Genomic DNA, 20,435 nt, shown 5'->3' on the forward strand with positions numbered 1-20,435 from the left:
AATAGCAAGAGCTTTATCTAGAGTGAAATGGATTACTGGTGTTGATCAAAACTATCTTGTGTTACTGAATAGTAATACTAATTTAACTAATTTTAAAAAATTAATAAACGCTTTTTACTTACTCTAATCATTGTAATCACTGTTGTAACAGCATCATCTCTTGGTTTCACTATGCATTATTCTAAATTATCTAAAGGGTTTCTACTAGGGTGCTTGTCTATAATTACAGTTGCTGTGATTTTGATTCCTTGTGTTACGTTAATCTGACTAGTTTTACTTGTACCATTTCTCATTTTTTAGGCTATTAGTAAAGATATATCTAACTGAAAAGCGTGAGTAAATATAGAAGACAATCAAGATCAAATGGTGAATAAAGTTGATAATGAATGGTATAAAGAGCATATTAAAAAAGAAGTTATAAACTGGAGCAATGAGACGATACGGATCAATTAAATACTGATTCATGCTAATCATTAATTAGACATGACCGCTAACTGTAAAAGTAATATCTGGAAAAATGGATGATAAGCAGGTTGTAGACTAAATTATTGTAACAAAGAGTGTAAATAATATGGTATAAAGAAAATTTTGCTGCTGCTATGGAGTTATTATACGCTATGGTTGGTGGAATAGGAATAGACTTTAATTTTAAGTGAGCAAAGGAGATAGTAAACGAAACGCAAAAAAAAGTTAATGACCAAAGTTAGTTAATGTGAGCTTTTCTTTCTGCAATGGTAATTTAGGTGGAAGCTATTATTTTTATAGTAATTTATTTTACTAGCGGTAAAGTAATACCGTACTGCTTCATATATTTTCCTTTCATGTCATCATATGATTTTTCACACTCGCTTTTGCTATTTAAGAACACAAATTGGCATGCACCTTCATTAGCATAAATTTTTGCAGGAAGTGGAGTGGTGTTGGAAAACTCTAATGTGACATAGCCTTCCCATCCAGGCTCTAGAGGAGTAACATTTACTATAATTCCACACCTTGCATAAGTTGATTTCCCAACGCAAATACCCAGTACATTTCTTGGTATACGGAAATATTCAACTGTACTTGCAAGTACAAAACTATTTGGTGGAACTATACATACATCTATTTCTTTGTCTATGAAGCTATTCTCGGGGAAATTTTTAGGGTCTATGACAGCTGAATTAACATTAGTAAAAATCTTAAATTTATTACTTACTCTTGCATCATATCCGTAAGATGATAGCCCAAAAGATATAACGCCTTTACTACTTTTGTGACCTATAAAGGGTTCTATCATTCCAAAGTTTTCAGCTTTTTCTTTTATCCATTTATCCGGCATGACTGACATGATTGTTCTTTAAAATTATGTAATACCTATTATAATATTAAATAAAATTTGAATGTAAACTATAGGCCTAGCAGCTTCTATTATTCTAGTATCTAAATAACTGCATAAATAGCATCTGAAAGTGAGTCCATGTTTTATGGTGCTTCTTTCCTCTTTGTCATTCTAGCACTTGATGGTGAAGTACGGGAAAAGAGAATAGATCTTAGTGTCAGCTAGTTGGATAACATTTATGGAAACTAAGTGGATCTAAAACACTTCTAGCTTTTATATTTCTTGAGACTTTTATTAGTAACAACTACTGTATTTGCAATCTTGTCGTGCCAAGTTTGGCAGCGTTTGTTAAAGCTTGATAATAAAAAGCCCAGAAATAATGGTGAAGCTGATAATATCATAGAAAAAAATCTCTTTGTTGCTTGTTTTAGGGTCACCTTTTTAAAAGTCTGTGCGTCTACGACTTTGAGTCCAAGTAGTAGTTTTCCGGGTGTAGCAGCAAACCTTATCCACATGTATGTGACATAACTAAAGAGTATAATGAATTGGGCTATTTGATTTAAGATTAATAATTTAATAAATCTACTTTGTACTACCTTTTCTTCTGTAGAAAGTGATACTTGCATTTGATATTTTGTAGCAATTTGACTTAGTACTTTGCCATTTTCTGAGTTTATAAAGAACTGGTTTAGGGTTTGGCCGCAGAGCTGTAAGAATAAGATAATAATAATTAAATCAAGTAATATTGATGTGTAGCGCTTAAGCCCCATCACATAACATATATTATTTTTATCATTTTTTGTTTTTTGAATAGTATTTATAGGAAAAAAAATAGAGAATAAATGATTAAAAATTTTGTGTAACATAATGGTATTCCCCAATATTTAAGTACTCCTGGCCGGACTTGAACCAGCATACCTTTTCGGGTAACAGATTTTGAGTCTGCTGTGTCTACCATTCCACCACAGGAGCTTAAGTTTTAATGCTATAAGCAACACGGAATTAGTCAAATTTTTTTACTTTCAAACGGAGATTAAATATTCTACTATAAGTAAATAGTTACTAGTTACTCTAGAAATTTAAAATGATTGAATCAGCTAATTTCGTCGATTCGGGAAATATAGGCAAGGAAATATGTAAATTACCACATAACTTAGAAGCAGAGCAAATGCTTATTGGCGCAATGATTCGTGATAATAGAATTTGCGATGCGGTTGAAGATGTAATCGCAGCAGATAATTTCTATGATCCATTGCATCAAAGTATTTTTACTCAGATATCTAAAACTAGAAAACATGGTATGGTTGCTAATGAGCTGACCCTCAAAATGTTTTTTGAGAACGATGAAGCATTTGCTAAGTGCGGTGGAGTCGAATATCTTGCAAAGCTTGCAGCAAAAGCAAGTATTGCGCTTGATATCCATAGTTTGACTAGAATAATCCGTGATACTTATTTAAGAAGGTATTTAATTAAGCTCGGACAGGAAATAATTGATGATAGTTATAGTTATGACATTGAAAACCCTGCACAAGTGCAGGTTGAACAGGCGATGACCAAGTTGTTTAACTTAGCAGTAAAAAAGCAGGGCGAGAAGACGTATGTAAAGCTTGCAAGTTCGGTTAGAAATGTAGTCGAAAGAATAAGCACACTGAAAAATAATCCAGAAGCGCTAGGTATTACAACTGGGCTTCAAGATTTAAACCAGCTTCTTGGTGGTCTGCAGAAATCTGATCTATTAGTTCTGGCTGCAAGACCTTCTATGGGTAAGACAGCATTGGCGCTAAATATCGCACTTAACGCTTGTAAGATTTTGCAAAAAAGAGGAGATAAGGAACACTATATAGTATTTTTTTCGCTTGAAATGTCGGCAGAGCAGTTAGCTGCGAGACTGATTACCATAGATTCAGGAGTTAGCTATTATAGAGCGTTAACCGGAAGAATTAGTGATTTTGAATTACATGAATTTATCAATGCTAGTACAAAATTATCTGAACTATCTTTTATAATAGACGATACTCCTGCATTATCAATCAGTGCTCTTCGCACCAGAATACGTTTGCTGTATCAATTGTATAATGTAAAAGTAGTATTTGTCGATTATCTGCAATTAATCAGAGGAACAACAAAAAGAAGTAACGAGAACAGAGTACAAGAAATTTCAGAAGTAACTCAGGGTTTGAAAGCAATTGCAAAAGAACTAAATATTCCCGTTGTTGCACTATCCCAACTTTCACGTTCTGTTGAGCAGAGGGATGACAAAAAACCACAACTTGCTGATTTGCGTGATTCGGGAAGTATAGAACAAGATGCAGATATAGTAATGTTCCTTTATAGAGAAGAATATTATGAGCTTAGAAAACAGCCAAGTGAAGGAAGCAATAAACATCGAGAGTGGCAAGAGAAAATGGAAAAAATTAGAAACATTGCAGAGCTTATTATTGCAAAACAAAGAAACGGGCCAGTTGGCAGTGTAAAGCTATATTTTGACTCTAATCGAGGTGCATTCAAAGATTACACGGAAAGATACAGTTTATAGTCTTTAGCGGTCTTTTGTTAATACCTATCTTTACTATGATTTACTAATTTGTTAGTAAAATTAACTCTTCTTTTTATTTGTGCTAGAATTTAAGTGCTAAATAATTTTAGCGAGGTATGTAATGGAAAGTATGTTTAATAAAATCAACGCACTTTGAGAAGCAATTGGTTAGTAAAGAGAAAGCAATATGGAGGTTAATAATGAAGTTGTTGCTTATCTTGATAAGCTGAAACGTCAAGGGCATAGAAGAAGAAAGCAAGAAAAGACTTTGGACTGTACAGATCTCAGGAATCCATTTAAAGAAAGAAAACAGGGTGACTTTTAGAATCTATAATTTTTAGCAGTCTGTCTGGCGAAAATTTTAAAAAAGGAGATAAGATTTTCTGGCTTAGAAAATTAGCCAGCTAAAAAAGAAACTAAAGTTAACGGTTATTTAAATTAAAACAGTAAGTGCAGTAGTTAGTTGGCTTGCTCGTTAAGTAGCAAAATTCGCACCTTACTTACCTTATGTTTCCTATAATTATTTTACTGCTTCTGTGTCAGCACCGTTTGATAATGTTGAAATTACTGAATTATCTGTTACTAATCAAGGTATAATAACAAGCTCAATATTTTAAAACAAAATGGTAAAGAGTAATACTATGTGCCCTCTGCTTGATTGTTAATCTTTAAAAAGACTGGTGTAGGTTTAGGTAATGTTACGCCTGAGGTTATGCATGCGCCGCATAGGGATTTTAAATTGCGTTGCTTCTTTGGAATTTGCAATTGGTCAAGTATTATCTCTGCTGACTTTGGAACGATTGGTTGCAATAAAATACCGATTATTCTAATATACTCCAATAGTTTGTGGATTATTAAATTCATACGCTCTCTATTGGTTTTGCTCAGTGTCCAGGGTGTGCTTCTATCTATATAAGCATTAGCTTCAGATGAGATATTGGTGATCAGAAGTATGATATGGTTAAATTCATACTTTGATAGATGATTCACCACTTGATTGAGTATAGCTTTGCAATTGGGTAAACCCTCAGCATCTTTGAGTAAGTTCCGGTTGATTGTTGGTACAACCCCCGAACATTGCTTGTGTAAAAATGAAATTGTTCTTTGCACTAAATTACCTATGTTGTTTGTCAATTCTGAGTTTATTCGATTAACCATATTTTTCTTATTAAAGTTGCCGTCTTGACCGAAGCTTATTTCTCTAAGGAGAAAATAGCGTAACTGATCAACACCAAACTCTTCAGCTAATCTGATTGGATCTATAATATTGCCAAGTGACTTGGATATTTTTTCTCCTTCGTTTAGCCACCAACCATGAACTGCGATTTGTTTTGGCAGCGGTAAATCTGCTGCAAGGAGAATTGCTGGCCAATATACAGCGTGAAAACGCAATATATCTTTACCAATTACATGAACATTGAAAGAGTTATCGTTTGCCCAAAGCTTTTTATATTCCTTGCTTTCAATGTTAGGGAAACCTATCGATGTGAGGTAATTAGTTAACGCATCTATCCAGACGTAGATTATATGTTTATTATTACCTGGTACTTTTATTCCCCAATTTAAACTAGTGCGAGAGATCGAAAGGTCAGTTAATCCTGATCTTGCAAATGATATCACTTCATTTTTTCTGCTCTCAGGAAAGATAAAATTTGGCTGATTTTTATATAACTCTAGTAATTTATTCTGCCAATCCGACAGACGAAAAAAGTAACTTTCTTCTTTTATCCATTGAACTTCACCACCTGTTGGTGTTTTACCATCTATCAGCTCCGATTCTTGATAAAATGCTTCATCGCGTACTGAATACCAACCTGAGTAGTAATCTAAGTATATTTGTCCTCTTTCTTCAAGTCTATTCCATAAAGCTATAACTACTTTCTCGTGACGTCTTTCCGTGGTGCGAATAAAATCATCATATTGAAAATTTATGGATTCAGCTAGTTTTTTAAATGAGACGCTTACTTTATCTGTAAATTCTTTTGGCTGCATTCCTTTTATTTTGGCTGCTTTTTCAATTTTTTGTCCATGTTCGTCTGTGCCAGTAGTAAATTTAACGTATTTTCCAGCTAGTTTTATGAACCTTGCTGCCGCGTCGCACAAAAGAGAAGTATACGCATGGCCAATGTGTGGTTTGTCGTTTACATAATATATTGGTGTGGTGATGTAAAAATTCTCGAATTGTTTCATTATGTAATGCTTAAAGTTTAATCGTACCTGCACTAGTAATAAAAATCAATAGGTTAACCATTCGCTAAGCCACACAGTATATAATTGATGCTCACGTCTTGAGTCAAATTCCACTCACGCTTTATCACATTATATGTCATACCAGTCATACTTTGTAACGTTACGTTATTTTCTCTTAGGTGATTTGCAATTTCTGATGGTTTGAGAAATTTATTCCAATTATGTGTACCTTTTGGCAGCCAGTTTAATATGTACTCTGCACCAATTATTGCAAAACAGAAGGACTTAATGTTTCTATTTATTGTGGATATAAATATCAGCCCCTCTGGTTTTAGTAGCTCTACCGCTTTTTTCATAAAAAACTCTAAGTTATTCACATGTTCAACTACTTCCATAAGTAGAACTACATCATATTTTTTGCTGTTGCTTAATTCTTCAATACTAGTGTGTATATATTCTATATTTGACCCTACTTTTTTTGTATATGATTGTGCTGCTTTTATGTTTTCTTCGCATATATCTATTCCTACGACATTAATACCAATGCGTGCCATTGACTCTGATAAAATACCACCACCGCATCCAACATCAAGAAGTGATATTTCATTTAAGTCGCATTTTTTAAACTCTTTTATTTTCTCTATAATGTAAGATCCTCTCACAGGGTTCATCATGTGTAATAGCTTGAATTTGCCGTCCTCATTCCACCATTCACTTGCTATTTTAGCAAATTTTGACACCTCGTCTTCATTATAAGTTTGTGTGTTTTTTTTTCTACTGATATTGCTAAGCTTATCAAGACGTTTTTTATGCCTGCTTTCTTTTGAAAACTCTGTTTCGAGAAATTGTTTAACTATGTCTTTTGCTAACTCATTGTTAGTGAACCCTGCGCCAAGACACAGTACATTTGCATTACCGTGTTCGCGAGCCAATTTTGTAATTTCAACACTATCACATAAAGCAGCATAAATTCCTTCAAAGCGATTCGCTACAGTACTCATGCCTAACCCTGTGCCGCAAATTAATATTCCATAATCTGCTTTTCTGTTTATTATATCTTTTACAACCTTAATAGCATAGTCTGGATAATCTACACTCTTTTGTTCAGCAGTGCAGCCGTGATCTGTCACTGTATAACCTAGTGTTTTCAGATAAGGTTTTATCTCTGATTTTAATTCATAACCAGCATGATCTGAGGCAATTGATATTATATTTGACATATTAAGAATAATGGCTTAAAGGTATTTGATATAAATAATTTATTTTGTTTTTTTGTCAAGTTGTCTAGTGCTAATGATCTTTTATTAGTCTTAAAATTTGAAATAAATTTTCAGTTAAATATGTATAAGTACTATATAATTCTTATCCTACTACTAACTTAATAGAATGGATTGCATAGATATTATAAAGTCAAGGTTATTATTATCTGACATAGTAGGTAAGAAAGTTAGGCTAATAAAAAGAGGAGACAGTTTTGTTGGACTCTGTCCGTTTCATAACGAAAAAACTCCATCTTTTTTTGTGAGCAATATTAAAGGATTATATTATTGTTTTGGCTGTTCAGCTCGTGGTGATGCATTTGAGTTTATTTCACAGACTGAGGGCTTGAGCTTTAAAGAAGTATTAGAAAGACTGGCGTCAGTTACAAGTGTTGAGTTGCATAAAAACTTCAGTGCTGCTAAGTTTAAGGAAAGTGACAAACTGTTTTCAGTGCTAAGTTTAGCTGCAAATTGGTTTGTACAGAAGAGGAATCAGGGTGTTGTAGCTTATCTAAAAGAGCGTAAGATTTTACCTAAAATTATAGATAGATTTAAAATAGGTTATGCACCAAGCTCTGGTTTGAAAGAATATTTGAACTCTTCCGGTATTGAAGATAAAATTTTGGCTGATATTGGTTTAGTAAATAAAAGTTTTCGTGATTATTTTTGTAATCGGCTGATGTTTCCTATATGCAATATCACAGGCAAAGTTATTGGTTTTGGTGGGCGTGCGTTAAGTTCTGGGCAGAAGCCAAAATATTTAAACAGTCCAGAGAGCCAGCTATTTAAGAAAAGGGAAAACTTATATGGATTAAACTTTGCTTTGAGCGAAATACTCAAAAAACAACACGTATTTGTTGTTGAAGGGTATATCGATGTGATAGCACTTCATCAAGCAGGAATTAGCAATACAGTTGCCACGCTTGGCACTGCAACTTCTATAGAGCAGATAAAAAATCTATGGAGGTTTGCTAAAGAAATTTCCATATGCATGGATGGCGATGGTGCTGGATGTAATGCTGCAATTAGAATTGCAGAATTTGCTCTATCAGTTCTTAAACCTGGATACACATTAAAGTTTGTGACTTTATCAAAAAATAAAGATCCATATGATATATGTAACGAACTGAAATATAAAAAAGAAGATGTGCTTTCTGCACTTGATCATTCAACAGAACTGCATTCTGAATATCTATGGCGTCACATAGTCAATAGTAATCTCCGAGGCTATGAAAAACCTACTCCGGAAAAATATTCAATTCTTGAGCACAAGTTCATGAGATATATCAATGCTATAGGTAACAGTAGTATTAAAAGATACTACAGAGATTACTTTTATGATAAAACCAGTGAATTAAGAAGAGGCTTTAAAAAGCACATTTTCAATAGTAAAATTAGAATAGCAAAAAGTGAGTATTTTTACAATAAATCTCCAGAGCTAATTGAAGCGGAACAAAATCAGGCTATAATTCTACGTATAGCAATAGAATTTCCTAAGATCTTACATTATCCTATATTTTTTGAACAGTTTTCTCATTTTGAATTTACTAATATAAAAATGAAAATATTACAACGGCGTGTGATTAATGCTGTAAATAATGGAAGTATATTTAATAAAGAGACTTTATTACAGAGGTTTGAACAGTCTGATGATATTGAGGTTGTAAAGTTTATATTTAAAAAAACTAGTGTACTGAACAGTCAATTAAACGAGAGAAAATCAGCAGAGATTGTGTGGAATAACATAGTGCTACTGAAAGAATTGAATATATTACAAAAAGAAAAAATCAAGGCAAGGCTCAGTGGTAATTTTGGCTTAGAGGGAAGGTTAATAGAGCAAATAAAGCAAATAGAAAGTAGTGTACAAGAGATGCAAATGAAATTTATTCAAAAGTTAGATAGATCACAAATGTAAAAACTGCTTGACAAGTTTTAACAACCATTTTGTGCACCATTAAGGTTATCTCTAACTCTAAAACTTGTTTTTGATCTGTAGGTTCAATGACAAAAATATAGTAAAAACTTAAGGTATTTTTATAAATTGTATAAAATTATGGTAGCTTACATGTCTTGTAAGTTTTTTCTGCATTCAGTTCTAAATTGCGCTTAAATCAGGCGAAAGAATTGTCAGCGCCAGTTTTAAGGATTAGTAGGATTGAAACCAGCAATCACATAGTTTCTTTTACTTCGTAGTCTTTTAAGTTTTTGTGATTAAAGCAATATTTTAGGCTCCATTATTGGCTATTTATGATGACAGGAGGAGGATATCATTTTAACTCGTGAAGTTAGAATTTAGTAAAATATTTGTAAATTATGCATTAGCATGTTGCAGAATAAATTTTTGCTTCAGTAGTTTATTATTATAGTAGCTAAGTTGGATAAGTATTAGGACTTTTGTAAGTAACTTTAAGAGTGAGAAAAAATCTGAAAGAGTTTGATAAAAGGACATAAATATAGCAACTGTAGTACAAGATAAGTTTGCCATAAACTTAAAAACATTGTACATAACAATGTATAAAAGTCTCGCGTTTTGCTTGCTAAAGGGTTAAGAACCATTTTCACAATGTTATTTTATTCTCAAGGTGTTAATTTGCTGGAGTCTAATCTAGTTGATACGCTGTAATTCAAATTTATCAACAAAAATGGAGAAATAGTTCTGGTATGTTTTCTCTTCAATGCAGTAGAATGCACAATAAAAAGGTCTATAGAAAAACTGAGAATTTTAAGTGGTTAGAGTTGCTACTACATAAATTTTCAACTTAATCTTGAACACAATAAGCTGTAATAATTAAATAAGAGGATGAGAAAACCAATTACTGTTATGTATATGCTAAAAAACGTTTAGTAAGATCGGCGATGAAATTTGACATAGTTTATTTCATGGAAATAGAAAAGGAAAAGACATTCATGTAGAGGAGTTACATTGGATAAAGAATCACTACTACTTTAAAGTAATAGATCATTTTTAATAGGCATTTATTACTTCTTTATGCAGAAACAAACTAAGAAAACAAGGTTTATGAATAGCTTACTCAAATTAAGCGATGTTCCTGATCAGATGTTATGTTGAAATTATGGTAAACATAAATTTATTTTAAGTGGGAAAACTCTTTTAATGAAGAGTGAAATGAACAAAAGTCTTAGTGAAGCTTTTCTTTTAAGAGAAGAGGGTTTTCTATTATTGATGTTAATACTGAGAATGCTGTTTCTTAGTGATCATGAAAAATAAGAATTTAAATAAAAAGCTTGAGCATACTGGAGGATCTGTATGCTACCTTTTCAAAGGAAGGTGGTAATGCTAAAATCTTAATCAGATTATTATATATTATTTTGATAAGCTTAGATGTAAATCTAATTGCATTATTCGGGTAAAGATATCAAAGAGAATCAGCTTTCCGTTAGTGAAATTGAAGAGTTAAGAAGAGGTTTCTTAAATTGAAAAAATAGCGGTTAAGATAATGCCTAAATGACGGAGTAAGAAACCTAATCTACTTTCAGCTCCTTAGCATGTAAGTTGTGTGGTAAAAATTCGAGTTCCTTTGCAACACTTAATTCTTTATTTTTTGTGTGTATGCCAAGCTTATTAAATTTCCGAGCAACAGGGAACACTCTTGCTTCAAGCGAACCAGTGGTTTTATTATAATCATCAACAGCACTTTTTAAGCTTTTTCTTAAATTATTAAAATTTTTGCCCATTGTACAGATGCGTTCATATAAAATATGGCCCAATTCACTAATTTTTTTTGAACTCTCGGCTATCATTTCTTGTTTCCACCCATATGCTATTGTTCTTAGTAGTGCAATTAAAGTAATCGGTGTTGCAATAATCACTTTTTTTTCTATTCCAATCTCTATTAAAGTAGGATCATGCTCTAATGCTGCACTAAAAGCTCCCTCCCCTGTTAAGAAAAGCACCACAAACTCTGGCGTATTTTCAAACTGATTCCAATACTCTTTTTTGCTCAAGTAGCTTATATGTTTTTTTATTGCCAAGGAATGATTTTTTAATTTCTCTCTTTGTATTTTTAAATCATTTTGCGATATAGCATCGAGGTAAGAATCAAGCGGCACTTTAGCATCTATTATTACTTGTTTTCCAGAGGGCATCTTGATTATTAAATCAGGGCGTAATAAATTATCCTCATTTTTATCAACTATTGACGGCTGAATAAAAAAATCACAGTATTCAATCATTCCCGCCATCTCCACTACTCTTTTTAACTGTATTTCGCCCCATTTTCCCTTAATGTGAGGTTTTCTTAAAGCATTAGCAAGACTGGAAGTTTGGTTTATTAACACTCCAATTTGCTCTTTTAAGCCTTCATAAGCTCCTATCCTTTCCTTTTCTAGCTCACGTATTTCACTATCAAATTTTTCCAATCTTTCTTTTATTGGAGCTACAACTTCATTAAGTGTTGTCTTTCCTTTTTTAAAATCACTTTCTGTTTCTTTTAATTTATTGTTAATTGCTTCCTTTGCTAAGCTCAGAAAATTATTATTATTTATCTGTAAAGCATCGAGAGACAATGCCTTAAAAGTGTTTGTAAGCCTTTCTTCTGCTTCTGTTAATAGCCTTATTTCTCTCTTCTTCTCCTCGCGTTCTTTTTGCAAGGTTATTTCAAGTTCTGCATTGCTTACTTTTAAATTTATTATTTCCTCATTTTTACATAGTAAAATCTCTTTTGTTTCTTGAAGCTCACGCTCTAACTTATATAAGTTGTCTTCAAGATTTGCTGCATTTATTTTTTTTTCACTCAGTTCCTTGCTCTTTTTTATACTAATATAGCAAAATAATAATAAAGAAAGAAAATTTAACCCAAGAAATATAGAACTCGAAAGCATCAAAACACGAAAAAATCTTACTTATAATGCTATCTAATTTTTGTGTATATAGGAAAAGAAAAAAAGAGCATTTAAGAGATACTGTTTATGTAAATGGTTTGCTACATGATTATAAGTTAATAGCTTAACCAAGCACTAGCAGTGTGTTGTTTTGCTTTTAACTTGGTAGTTTTTAAACTTGATGTGTTGCCGCTTGTCAGACACTTTAGATACAGGACTTGTAACTTTAGCTACAATTGGAAGTTGAGCGTATATCTTGATTTTTTATTATTTTGCTAAATGTAATAACTCTTTTATTTTTTTTGGTTTATTATTACCCGTAAAGTCGTTTACTGCTATCTTGCATTCAGCTGAATTTATGGTAGGTTATATAATCATCCTCTATTTCTTCTTTTGAGATTATGACTACCAGTGATATAGAGTTCTTTTCTGGTTCTCAAAATATCTAAATAAAATTCTTTTAATTATTAATTGTAGTATTATTCCTATTTTAGTTTAGAATTGTGCTTGGAATGTATTGTAATTAGTAGTTGATGTAGCAATTTTGTTTACTATTGATAAGCTTTAAAGAACAAATTAGATTCGATAAGTTACTAAAATGGTTTTTGCAGCTTAAATTTCCAAAAAAATGTGTAAAACTTCTGTGTGATTAGCAATCTACTTAGAAAACTTTTTTATGCTTTTTACATACCTTATTCTTTAAATTAATAAAGAGTTAACTTAATTATTAAGTATAGAATTTGATATGTTAAATATTTTGTACTTTGAAGGGAAAATGCATGGTATAAGAAAGTAGTTTAGTTCTTTTTCTCTTTGATCATCTACGGTATTAATGATTTGGATGATACCATTCGCTTGCAAAGCTTAATGTTTATATGGTTACATGTTAACTACTGGAGTAACATCTCCTTTTGGATTCTTTTAATTACAAATACTTAGGAAAATTACTAAATCAAAAAAGGCAGAGAGAACTTGTAGGCTGGTTTTAACTCTTTACCCTCTAAATTGGTGGTAGTAATTCTTTACTGGTGCTTAATTAAAGTACGATTTGGTTAAATGTAGAAAAAATTCAAAAAATAGATGGCTACTATAATTTTATGTAACTTATAAAAAACACCTTTAATTTTTTACTGAATTTTATTATTGAATTTGTAGATCAAAAATAAGTTTTGAGGTTAGAAGCAGACTATGCTGATGCAGTTACTGAAACTTGTCGAGTAGCTTTTAGGTCTGTTTTTTACAATCAGTATTATGTGTTGTCTTAGAGCTTTAGCTGTAAATCCCACATCTTAGCGCACATATATTTTAACTCCATTGGCATACAAATTTGTATAACTTTTTCCAGTGTTAAGCAATGCAAGTCCGATCTTATCTATAGTAGAGCGCAGCTCTCCTATTTCCTCATTACTTTCATTTATTATTTTAGTTCCAATATTCGGAAGCGTATTATTCCCTTCAACAGGATAAAGTTTTCTTCTGAGTGTTTCTTGTCTACTCATTCGGTTTACAACTTCCTGACCTATATAACATCCCTTATTAAAGCTTATACCATTTATTTTATCGATTAAATATTGCAGCGGAAACGACGAATTTTGCACCATATCTTTCGTTCCATCTGGAATAAGGTTTTCAATTCTAACTCTTTCATATTGAATAAAATCTCCAATTGGTTGACTTATTTCATCTTTGTGTATTATTCTCATTCCTAAAGACTTGTGCCTTGGATCCTGAAAAATAATCTGCGATTCATTACTATACTCTATTGATTTAGTATTAAACAAAACTCCAACTCTATATAGTGTACTAACATTCTTAACTTTCACTCTTAGGTAGGTTTTAAGCAAATTTAATTTCTCAATAATTTGTTGCAGGTACGTGTTTTCACATTCCAGTAAAGTATATTTACCACATTTAATGAGAAAAAAATCGTATAAGTACTTTCCTTGAGAATTAAGCAATAAAGAATAAATAGCTTTTTGGCTACTCAGATTATTGATATCGTTTGTTATAATGCCCTGCAGGAAATTCTTTGTATCTGGGCCATATAGGACTACTACACTACGATTTTCTAATGGTATATAACTCATGCAATTTCTGTTAATAAGTCTAAATCTTACTATACAATACTAGATGTTTCTTCTCTTTCAACATTTTAAGAGTTCGAGCCCTTGAAATCTAATTTGCTAGTACATATATAAGCTTGTAGGTTAATTTGTTGATGAGGGAAAACAAATGTCAAGCATAAACTTAAGTGTATTAGATGATAGTGTTCTAATCAAGCCTATCAGCGAAGAGAAACAGGGTGGAATTATGCTTCCGTCAAGTGCTGAAAAGAAACCTACTAAAGGTGAAGTTATAGCAATTGGTCAGGGTTCACGTAGTCCAAGTGGTGAGCGTATGTCCTTAACTGTAAAAGTTGGTGATAAAGTGTTTTATCGTCAATGGGCTGGTACGGAGATAGAGCATAGTGATGAAAAGTTTATCGTAATGAAGGAGTCCGATATACTTGCTATCGTTAAGTAGCAGTCTTTAATTTTATTAAATTAGAATAAAGCACAATATAGTGTATTACGAGTAATTTTATTATAGTTTTCTGAGTTTTTTTATTAGTAAGGGGTTATAAAGATGACTAATGTAGTAGTATCAGGTGAGCAGTTACAGCAAGCTTTTCGTGAAGTTGCAGCAGTAATAGACTCAACAGTAGCAGTAACTGCAGGACCTAGAGGAAAAACAGTAGGGATTAATAAGCCTTATGGGGCACCAGAAATTACAAAAGATGGTTATAAGGTAATGAAGGGTATCAAGCCTGAAAAACCATTGAACGCTGCAATAACAAGTATCTTTGCTCAAAGTTGCTCTCAATGTAATGATAAAGTTGGTGATGGTACAACAACATGTTCAATACTAACTAGTGGTATGATAGTGGAGGCTTCAAAGTCAATTGCTGCTGGAAATGATCGTATCAGTATCAAGAATGGAATGCAGAAAGCAAAAGATGTAGTATTAAAAGAAGTTGCTTCAATGGCTCGTACAATTTCTTTGGAAAAGATAGATGAAGTAGCGCAAGTTGCTATAATTTCTGCGAACGGTGATAGAAGTATTGGTAGTAATATTGCTGATGCTGTTAAAAAGGTTGGAAAAGAAGGTGTGATTACTGTTGAAGAAAGTAAAGGTTCAAAAGAACTAGAGGTTGAGCTTACTACTGGTATGCAGTTTGATCGTGGCTATCTTTCTCCTTATTTTATTACAAATAATGAGAAAATGATTGTGGAGCTTGATGATCCATATCTCTTAATTACAGAGAAAAAACTTAATATTATTCAGCCTTTGCTTTCTATTCTTGAAGCTGTTGTTAAATCTGGTAAACCTTTACTTATCATTGCAGAAGACATTGAGGGTGAAGCATTAAGTACTTTAGTTATTAATAAGTTGCGTGGTGGTCTAAAAGTTGCTGCAGTGAAAGCTCCAGGTTTTGGTGATAGAAGAAAGGAGATGCTTGAAGATATAGCAGCTTTAACTAATGCTAAGTATGTCATAAAAGATGAACTTGGGATTAAAATGGAAGACCTAACTCTTGAAGACCTTGGCATTGCTAAAAATGTTAAAATCACTAAAGATAATACTACAATTGTTAGCGAAAATAGAGTTACTGACAGAGTAAAAGCTAGAATTGAGCAGATTAAATCTCAAATTGAGTCTTCAACTTCTGATTATGATAAAGAGAAATTAAGAGAGCGTTTAGCAAAATTATCAGGTGGTGTTGCTGTACTAAAAGTTGGTGGAGCAACTGAATTAGAAGTTAAAGAACGTAGAGATAGGGTCGAGGATGCGTTGCACGCAACAAGAGCTGCAATTGAGGAAGGTATAGTTCCGGGTGGTGGAGTTGCGCTTCTTTATGCCTCATCTGCTCTTGATAAGCTGAAAGGTGCAGATGATGAAGAGCAAATAGGTATAAATATTATCAAGAAAGTTCTCAGTGTCCCTATTAAGAGGTTAGTCAAAAATGCTGGTCTTGAGTCTGCTGTTATAATTGACTATTTAATTAAGCAGAATAATAAAGAGCTTATATATAACGTTGAAGCTATGAGTTATGCTAATGCGTTCGCTGCTGGTGTTATTGACCCGGCAAAAGTTGTTCGTATTGCTTTTGAAACAGCGATATCTGTTGCAAGCGTGCTGATTACTACTGAATCTATGATAGTTGATATACCAAATAAGGATGAAAATGCTTCATCTCCTATGGGAGCAGGTGGCATGGGCAGAATGAATGACTTTTAAATAAATGAAACTTTGGGGCAGGGTCTGCTTGCTCCAAGGTAATGTTTTTTATTCTCTAAAGGTTAACATTTTGTTTTATTTTTTTCGCTTTATTTGCTTCCTTATAATGAATAGGTAATATAGAAGTTGGTAACCTTAAGGTAGTTGTTACTTATGTTGGTGTATATTAATAAGCAGTTTTATGTAGTGTTGTTTATTATAATAACTGTAATCTGAATTATCTCTTTATATGTAAAGGATAAAATTATCTTTTTACTTGTACTTAACTGCAATCTGGTAAGAAAAATTGCAAAATTTGACTTGTTTTGGTAAGGTATAATAAAGGTTATAATGAGGGGCTTAAGGGTTATGGTCTTTTCCACTTCTATCAATTATTAAGGTAACACGTTAAAAATATATATCCATTGGTACCTACTCGTAAGAGTGTATGGATGAAGCAGTAAGAATAATATTTTTATCAGTAATAGCATAAAAAGATATAGTATTATCCTTCTTCAAAATGATATTTTTAAGATAATCAGCAAGTTGTTACTTTCAAGTGCGTGATACACAATCATATACTAAGGGCACCAAAAAAAACTTTTAGGACAATAAAATATAGAGGAACAATGATACCTGATTGATGATTTGGGAACTGTTATTCTGTATGTTAGTGTTAATCTATGCTAAAATGTAACAGATGAATTACAGTATTACATAGTCAAACTTAAATTACTTAAAATTTGAACTTTTAACTTAAAGAAGTACTACATATATCAAATGGTTTCAATTTCAAAGAGTTTTTTATCATTATGAGATAAATAGTACAGTACATCAGGTAGTATATAATGAATGGTATCGTACACTGTGGGAGTTAAAGTAGCACAAGGTAGTATAATTAATACAATAAGCACTATAAAAAGACAAAAAGCTATTTTTTTTTGATTATTAGGCTTTAGCCGAGATTTCTCTGTACACGCATGTACATTAGTTGGTTATAATCTGATATATGCAAAAATAAAATGCAGCCAAACTAAAAAACAGGTAAAGGTTTCTGTATATACTAATGGGATTTCCTCCTTTCACTAAGGAAGATATCGTTTAGTCTTTTGTCTATAATTTTTTCTATATCTTCAATTAAAAGCTGCTTTATCATGGCTATTTTTTGTTTTTCTTGAGCATGACGTTCATTGTTGTAACCACAATGATCTTTGCTTTTATAACTGCTGTCGTTTGCTTTACTATTCTTTTTGCCTTTGATCATGAATTTAAGTATCTTTTTTACCTTTTCCTTTAAAAAGAGTTTCCATCCTGTGCTTAGAAATAACTTATAAAGAAAATGCGGAGCAAGAAATGCTATCAACATCCTAAAAGAAATTCCATAATTCAGGTTTCCTCTATTGTTGGAGTACCATTTGCAATATTGAAATAAATGATAAAATGCTCTTTTAAAAGAGCCGCATTTTGCAGTATACCAAAAGCCGTTGCTAAGAAACATGAGTACAATACTGGATGCATAAAGGTAGATTATAAGTAAGAATAACTTTACAGTTATGTCTTTTAGGCTGCTTAGTATGTAATTTAATAGCCTCAATTTATAGAAAAGTGGTATCACTTACATCCTCTTCAATATGGCTGGGGTGGAAGGACTCGAACCTTCGCATGGCGGTACCAAAAACCGCTACCTTACCACTTGGCTACACCCCAATACTTGTTTATATCAAAACATTATTAACCCAATTAGTAAAAGATTTATTTGTCTTTTCTATTGGTATTACTATAACAGCTGGCTGATCATAAGAATGCATTGCCTCAATTTTTTTTATGATTCCATCTACTTGATCGCTTCTGCTTTTCATAATTGTCACTATTTCATAACTGTTGTGAATTTCACCTTTCCATAAATATAGAGAATTTACTTTAGGAAATATGTTGACACATATAATTAACTTTTTGTTTAATAATTCCTCAGAAATAGCTCTAGCTTCTTCTAGATTTGAAAAAGTTGTATAAACTAAAACTATACTATCCATTAGAAACCTACATAAACGTATTTTTACTATACTTTACTTAGCTTAATTCATCAAGAGAAAATAGGCAGAGCTTCTTTCAGAACCTCCATTTAGTTTAAAAGCAATTCCCTGCCAGAAAAGCGTCTAAACTATTTATGCGAAATCACCTATTACTCAAATTACCTGTAAAAATTGAAATGTTCATCCACCAAAATACGCGAAGATGGAATGTTTTAAATTAAACTTTCGGTTAGAAAAAAACAAAAGAGGATGTTACTCGTTGAGTAACATCCTTTTAGAAAAAGTAGTTAGTTTTGTTTGTCTTTATTTACCAGCTGCAACTGCTTGCATAGATGTATGTAATTGAACGTCAGTTTTAACAGCCATATTTGTAGAAGGTTGTTGTTTTGCTAGTCTATCCAGATAGCTTGTTTTTTTAAGGTCAGCTTGTTTTTTTACCTTGCAATCTGATTCGGTAATCACGATTGATTTTGAAGAAGAACCAAGTAGATTGATTCTTCTATCAGCAGAACTACTGCTTAAGCTACTAGATGAAGGGCATCTTTTAAGAAGATTAGAATTGACTGTTACAAAGCTTTTAGAATCTAAACTAGAGCCAATAGTAGTACTGGCAGTTTTCATAGAACCAACATCTGATAAACTATTTTCTAATGAGCTGTCAATAGATTGTATTGAACCTTTTCTACTTCTATGCTTTTTTGCCGTTCCATTAAGCTTTTCCATAACATTAGAAAGTTTGTGTTCTATTTTGCATCCTTTAACGACTCTCTTAATCTCATCATGATGTTCAGAGAAAATTTCATAAAGATTGTTGTCATCTTGAGCTAACAAATTTTGTAATTTCTTAGCGTTTAACCCACTAACAAAATCTGCTTGCTGTCCTAATTGATTAATTAACTGATCCTTTTTGAAACCTTGCTGACCATCAACAGAATAAGCTTTTTCTAATATTTTTCCCTTCAGCTCGGAGAATATCTTTTTGGTTAAAACAGAGTTGCCTACAGCTTTATCCTCAAAAACCTCCTTAATGAACATTTCCTTTATACTGTTGAAATTTTTCGTTTTTTCTTCTGTTTTTAAAACAACAGTTTGACATTGGTGATCTACTGAATATGAAATTTCATCTAGATTAGATATATTTTTACCAAAATTATTCATCTTATTCCCTATTATTTTCAGTGCAGAACTAGTTTCCTCTCTTGCTGCTTGCCCTATATAACTTACAGCTTCTTTTACTGAGTCCTTAGCGCACACAGCACCATCTTTAGTTTTGTCTGCAGCATATTTGAAGCTATTTTTTATTTTTACCCTGTGTTTATGTACAGCTGTACCAAGTATCACAAATGCTACAGTTGCAAATATCCCACTTACTATACTACTGGCAATTACTGGAGCAGCTGCGATAGCAAAACTAGCACCCACCGTTATAGCCGTACCTATTAGCAAACCAAGTATCACTTTGTTTGTTACTTCTAATGACTTTACTCTCTTCTCTAAGAATTGCATCTGTTGCAATAGGTCACTTGAAGAAGGTGTAGAGCTGCTGTATTGTTGATTTTGCTGAAGTTGTGCGTTAATAATACCTGGATTTGTTCTGCTGTGATTTAACATTTTAAACCTCATTATTAATGAAATATGTTTATATTGTACACTTCAATTCTTAAGTTAGTGTTAACTTACCTATAAATAGCTCTACTTAAAGTGTTTTCTGGAAGCATAAAAAAATGAAACTGAAAGCTTTTTGAGTTAAAGCGCTTATTAGGTAACAAAAAGGAATATTTATACTTTTAGGTATCACAGTTGTAATAGCAATGATTTTATCATTTTGTTACTATACTGATCTTTACGGAAACATAGTGCATCTCAAAAACGACAACAAGGAATTTAAAATAAAGCCAGAAAATTTTATAGAGTCAACCATATCACATAGAGAAAAGTATACAATCAGTTTCTATTCCGGTGATTAACCCGTGAATAAAATAGATTTGCAATTTCCTATT

At 32.2% G+C, this 20,435-nt stretch carries 15 protein-coding genes and 2 tRNA genes; 6 read left to right on the forward strand and 11 right to left on the reverse strand.

The window, feature by feature from the left end:
* Positions 1–769: 769 nt before the first annotated feature.
* From dcd to WOO_RS01995, 3 genes are all read right to left on the reverse strand, one after another.
* On the reverse strand, positions 770–1,327 hold the full coding sequence (dcd, locus tag WOO_RS01985; RefSeq protein ID WP_014869015.1) for a dCTP deaminase: 558 nt from the start codon (positions 1,325–1,327) through the stop codon (positions 770–772).
* A 257-nt stretch (positions 1,328–1,584) separates the two neighbouring features.
* Positions 1,585–2,184: an RDD family protein gene (locus WOO_RS01990; protein ID WP_014869016.1), complete on the reverse strand. Its 600-nt coding sequence runs from the start codon at positions 2,182–2,184 to the stop codon at positions 1,585–1,587.
* A 23-nt stretch (positions 2,185–2,207) separates the two neighbouring features.
* Positions 2,208–2,290 (reverse strand) — tRNA-Leu (locus WOO_RS01995).
* Between the two features lie 112 nt (positions 2,291–2,402).
* Here WOO_RS01995 and WOO_RS02000 point away from each other — a divergent pair.
* Positions 2,403–3,854 (forward strand): replicative DNA helicase, encoded by a 1,452-nt coding sequence (locus WOO_RS02000; RefSeq protein WP_014869017.1) that lies wholly within the window; start codon positions 2,403–2,405, stop codon positions 3,852–3,854.
* Between the two features lie 187 nt (positions 3,855–4,041).
* Positions 4,042–4,179, forward strand: a complete 138-nt coding sequence (locus WOO_RS04025) for a hypothetical protein (protein WP_155981143.1) — start codon at positions 4,042–4,044, stop codon at positions 4,177–4,179.
* Positions 4,180–4,493: 314 nt separating this feature from the next.
* Here WOO_RS04025 and metG read toward each other — a convergent pair whose 3' ends face one another.
* Both metG and ubiG read right to left on the reverse strand, forming a co-directional pair.
* The gene (gene metG / locus WOO_RS02005) at positions 4,494–6,044 is read right to left on the reverse strand and encodes a methionine--tRNA ligase (RefSeq protein ID WP_014869018.1); all 1,551 of its coding nucleotides are present in this window, start codon (positions 6,042–6,044) and stop codon (positions 4,494–4,496) included.
* 53 nt (positions 6,045–6,097) lie between these two features.
* Entirely contained in the window at positions 6,098–7,264 is a 1,167-nt protein-coding gene (ubiG, locus tag WOO_RS02010) for a bifunctional 2-polyprenyl-6-hydroxyphenol methylase/3-demethylubiquinol 3-O-methyltransferase UbiG (protein WP_014869019.1), read from the reverse strand.
* Positions 7,265–7,430: 166 nt separating this feature from the next.
* Here ubiG and dnaG point away from each other — a divergent pair, with 166 nt between their 5' ends.
* The gene (dnaG, locus tag WOO_RS02015) at positions 7,431–9,218 is read left to right on the forward strand and encodes a DNA primase (RefSeq protein ID WP_014869020.1); all 1,788 of its coding nucleotides are present in this window, start codon (positions 7,431–7,433) and stop codon (positions 9,216–9,218) included.
* Positions 9,219–10,786: 1,568 nt separating this feature from the next.
* Here dnaG and WOO_RS02020 read toward each other — a convergent pair.
* Positions 10,787–12,145 (reverse strand): DNA recombination protein RmuC, encoded by a 1,359-nt coding sequence (locus WOO_RS02020; protein ID WP_014869021.1) that lies wholly within the window; start codon positions 12,143–12,145, stop codon positions 10,787–10,789.
* A gap of 1,289 nt (positions 12,146–13,434) precedes the next feature.
* Positions 13,435–14,232: a CAF17-like 4Fe-4S cluster assembly/insertion protein YgfZ gene (ygfZ, locus tag WOO_RS02025; RefSeq protein WP_014869022.1), complete on the reverse strand. Its 798-nt coding sequence runs from the start codon at positions 14,230–14,232 to the stop codon at positions 13,435–13,437.
* A 154-nt stretch (positions 14,233–14,386) separates the two neighbouring features.
* On the opposite strand from ygfZ, the gene WOO_RS02030 reads away from it, so the two are divergent.
* Both WOO_RS02030 and groL read left to right on the forward strand, forming a co-directional pair.
* Entirely contained in the window at positions 14,387–14,668 is a 282-nt protein-coding gene (locus WOO_RS02030; RefSeq protein WP_025264008.1) for a co-chaperone GroES, read from the forward strand.
* A 102-nt stretch (positions 14,669–14,770) separates the two neighbouring features.
* Positions 14,771–16,423, forward strand: coding sequence for a chaperonin GroEL (gene groL, locus WOO_RS02035; RefSeq protein ID WP_014869024.1), 1,653 nt, complete (start codon positions 14,771–14,773; stop codon positions 16,421–16,423).
* Between the two features lie 1,042 nt (positions 16,424–17,465).
* Here groL and WOO_RS04185 read toward each other — a convergent pair.
* The 4 genes from WOO_RS04185 to WOO_RS02055 all read right to left on the reverse strand — a co-directional run bounded on the left by WOO_RS04185 (position 17,466) and on the right by WOO_RS02055 (position 20,046).
* Positions 17,466–17,768, reverse strand: coding sequence for a hypothetical protein (locus WOO_RS04185; protein WP_232500357.1), 303 nt, complete (start codon positions 17,766–17,768; stop codon positions 17,466–17,468).
* A 266-nt stretch (positions 17,769–18,034) separates the two neighbouring features.
* A tRNA-Gln gene (locus WOO_RS02045) sits at positions 18,035–18,109 on the reverse strand.
* 8 nt (positions 18,110–18,117) lie between these two features.
* A complete protein-coding gene (cutA, locus tag WOO_RS02050; protein ID WP_014869025.1) occupies positions 18,118–18,435 on the reverse strand; it encodes a divalent-cation tolerance protein CutA in 318 nt (105 codons plus the stop codon).
* Between the two features lie 303 nt (positions 18,436–18,738).
* Positions 18,739–20,046, reverse strand: coding sequence for an actin-bundling T4SS effector WalE1 family protein (locus tag WOO_RS02055; protein WP_014869026.1), 1,308 nt, complete (start codon positions 20,044–20,046; stop codon positions 18,739–18,741).
* A gap of 200 nt (positions 20,047–20,246) precedes the next feature.
* Here WOO_RS02055 and WOO_RS04050 point away from each other — a divergent pair, with 200 nt between their 5' ends.
* Complete coding sequence (locus WOO_RS04050; protein WP_173362274.1) at positions 20,247–20,402, forward strand: hypothetical protein; 156 nt, start codon at positions 20,247–20,249, stop codon at positions 20,400–20,402.
* Positions 20,403–20,435: the final 33 nt, after the last annotated feature.

The organism is Wolbachia endosymbiont of Onchocerca ochengi, from assembly GCF_000306885.1.
In the GTDB taxonomy this organism is placed as follows: Bacteria; Pseudomonadota; Alphaproteobacteria; order Rickettsiales; family Anaplasmataceae; genus Wolbachia.

Coding starts and splice junctions, on each gene's coding strand:
- WOO_RS04025 (WP_155981143.1), top strand. CDS start 4,042: ATGGAGGTTAATAATGAAGTTGTTGCTTATCTTGATAAGCTGAAACGT.
- metG (WP_014869018.1), bottom strand. CDS start 6,044: ATGAAACAATTCGAGAATTTTTACATCACCACACCAATATATTATGTA.
- cutA (WP_014869025.1), bottom strand. CDS start 18,435: ATGGATAGTATAGTTTTAGTTTATACAACTTTTTCAAATCTAGAAGAA.
- ubiG (WP_014869019.1), bottom strand. CDS start 7,264: ATGTCAAATATAATATCAATTGCCTCAGATCATGCTGGTTATGAATTA.
- WOO_RS02020 (WP_014869021.1), bottom strand. CDS start 12,145: ATGCTTTCGAGTTCTATATTTCTTGGGTTAAATTTTCTTTCTTTATTA.
- ygfZ (WP_014869022.1), bottom strand. CDS start 14,232: ATGAGTTATATACCATTAGAAAATCGTAGTGTAGTAGTCCTATATGGC.
- WOO_RS01990 (WP_014869016.1), bottom strand. CDS start 2,184: ATGTTACACAAAATTTTTAATCATTTATTCTCTATTTTTTTTCCTATA.
- WOO_RS04185 (WP_232500357.1), bottom strand. CDS start 17,768: ATGTTGATAGCATTTCTTGCTCCGCATTTTCTTTATAAGTTATTTCTA.
- dcd (WP_014869015.1), bottom strand. CDS start 1,327: ATGTCAGTCATGCCGGATAAATGGATAAAAGAAAAAGCTGAAAACTTT.
- WOO_RS02000 (WP_014869017.1), top strand. CDS start 2,403: ATGATTGAATCAGCTAATTTCGTCGATTCGGGAAATATAGGCAAGGAA.
- WOO_RS02055 (WP_014869026.1), bottom strand. CDS start 20,046: ATGTTAAATCACAGCAGAACAAATCCAGGTATTATTAACGCACAACTT.
- WOO_RS04050 (WP_173362274.1), top strand. CDS start 20,247: ATGATTTTATCATTTTGTTACTATACTGATCTTTACGGAAACATAGTG.
- groL (WP_014869024.1), top strand. CDS start 14,771: ATGACTAATGTAGTAGTATCAGGTGAGCAGTTACAGCAAGCTTTTCGT.
- dnaG (WP_014869020.1), top strand. CDS start 7,431: ATGGATTGCATAGATATTATAAAGTCAAGGTTATTATTATCTGACATA.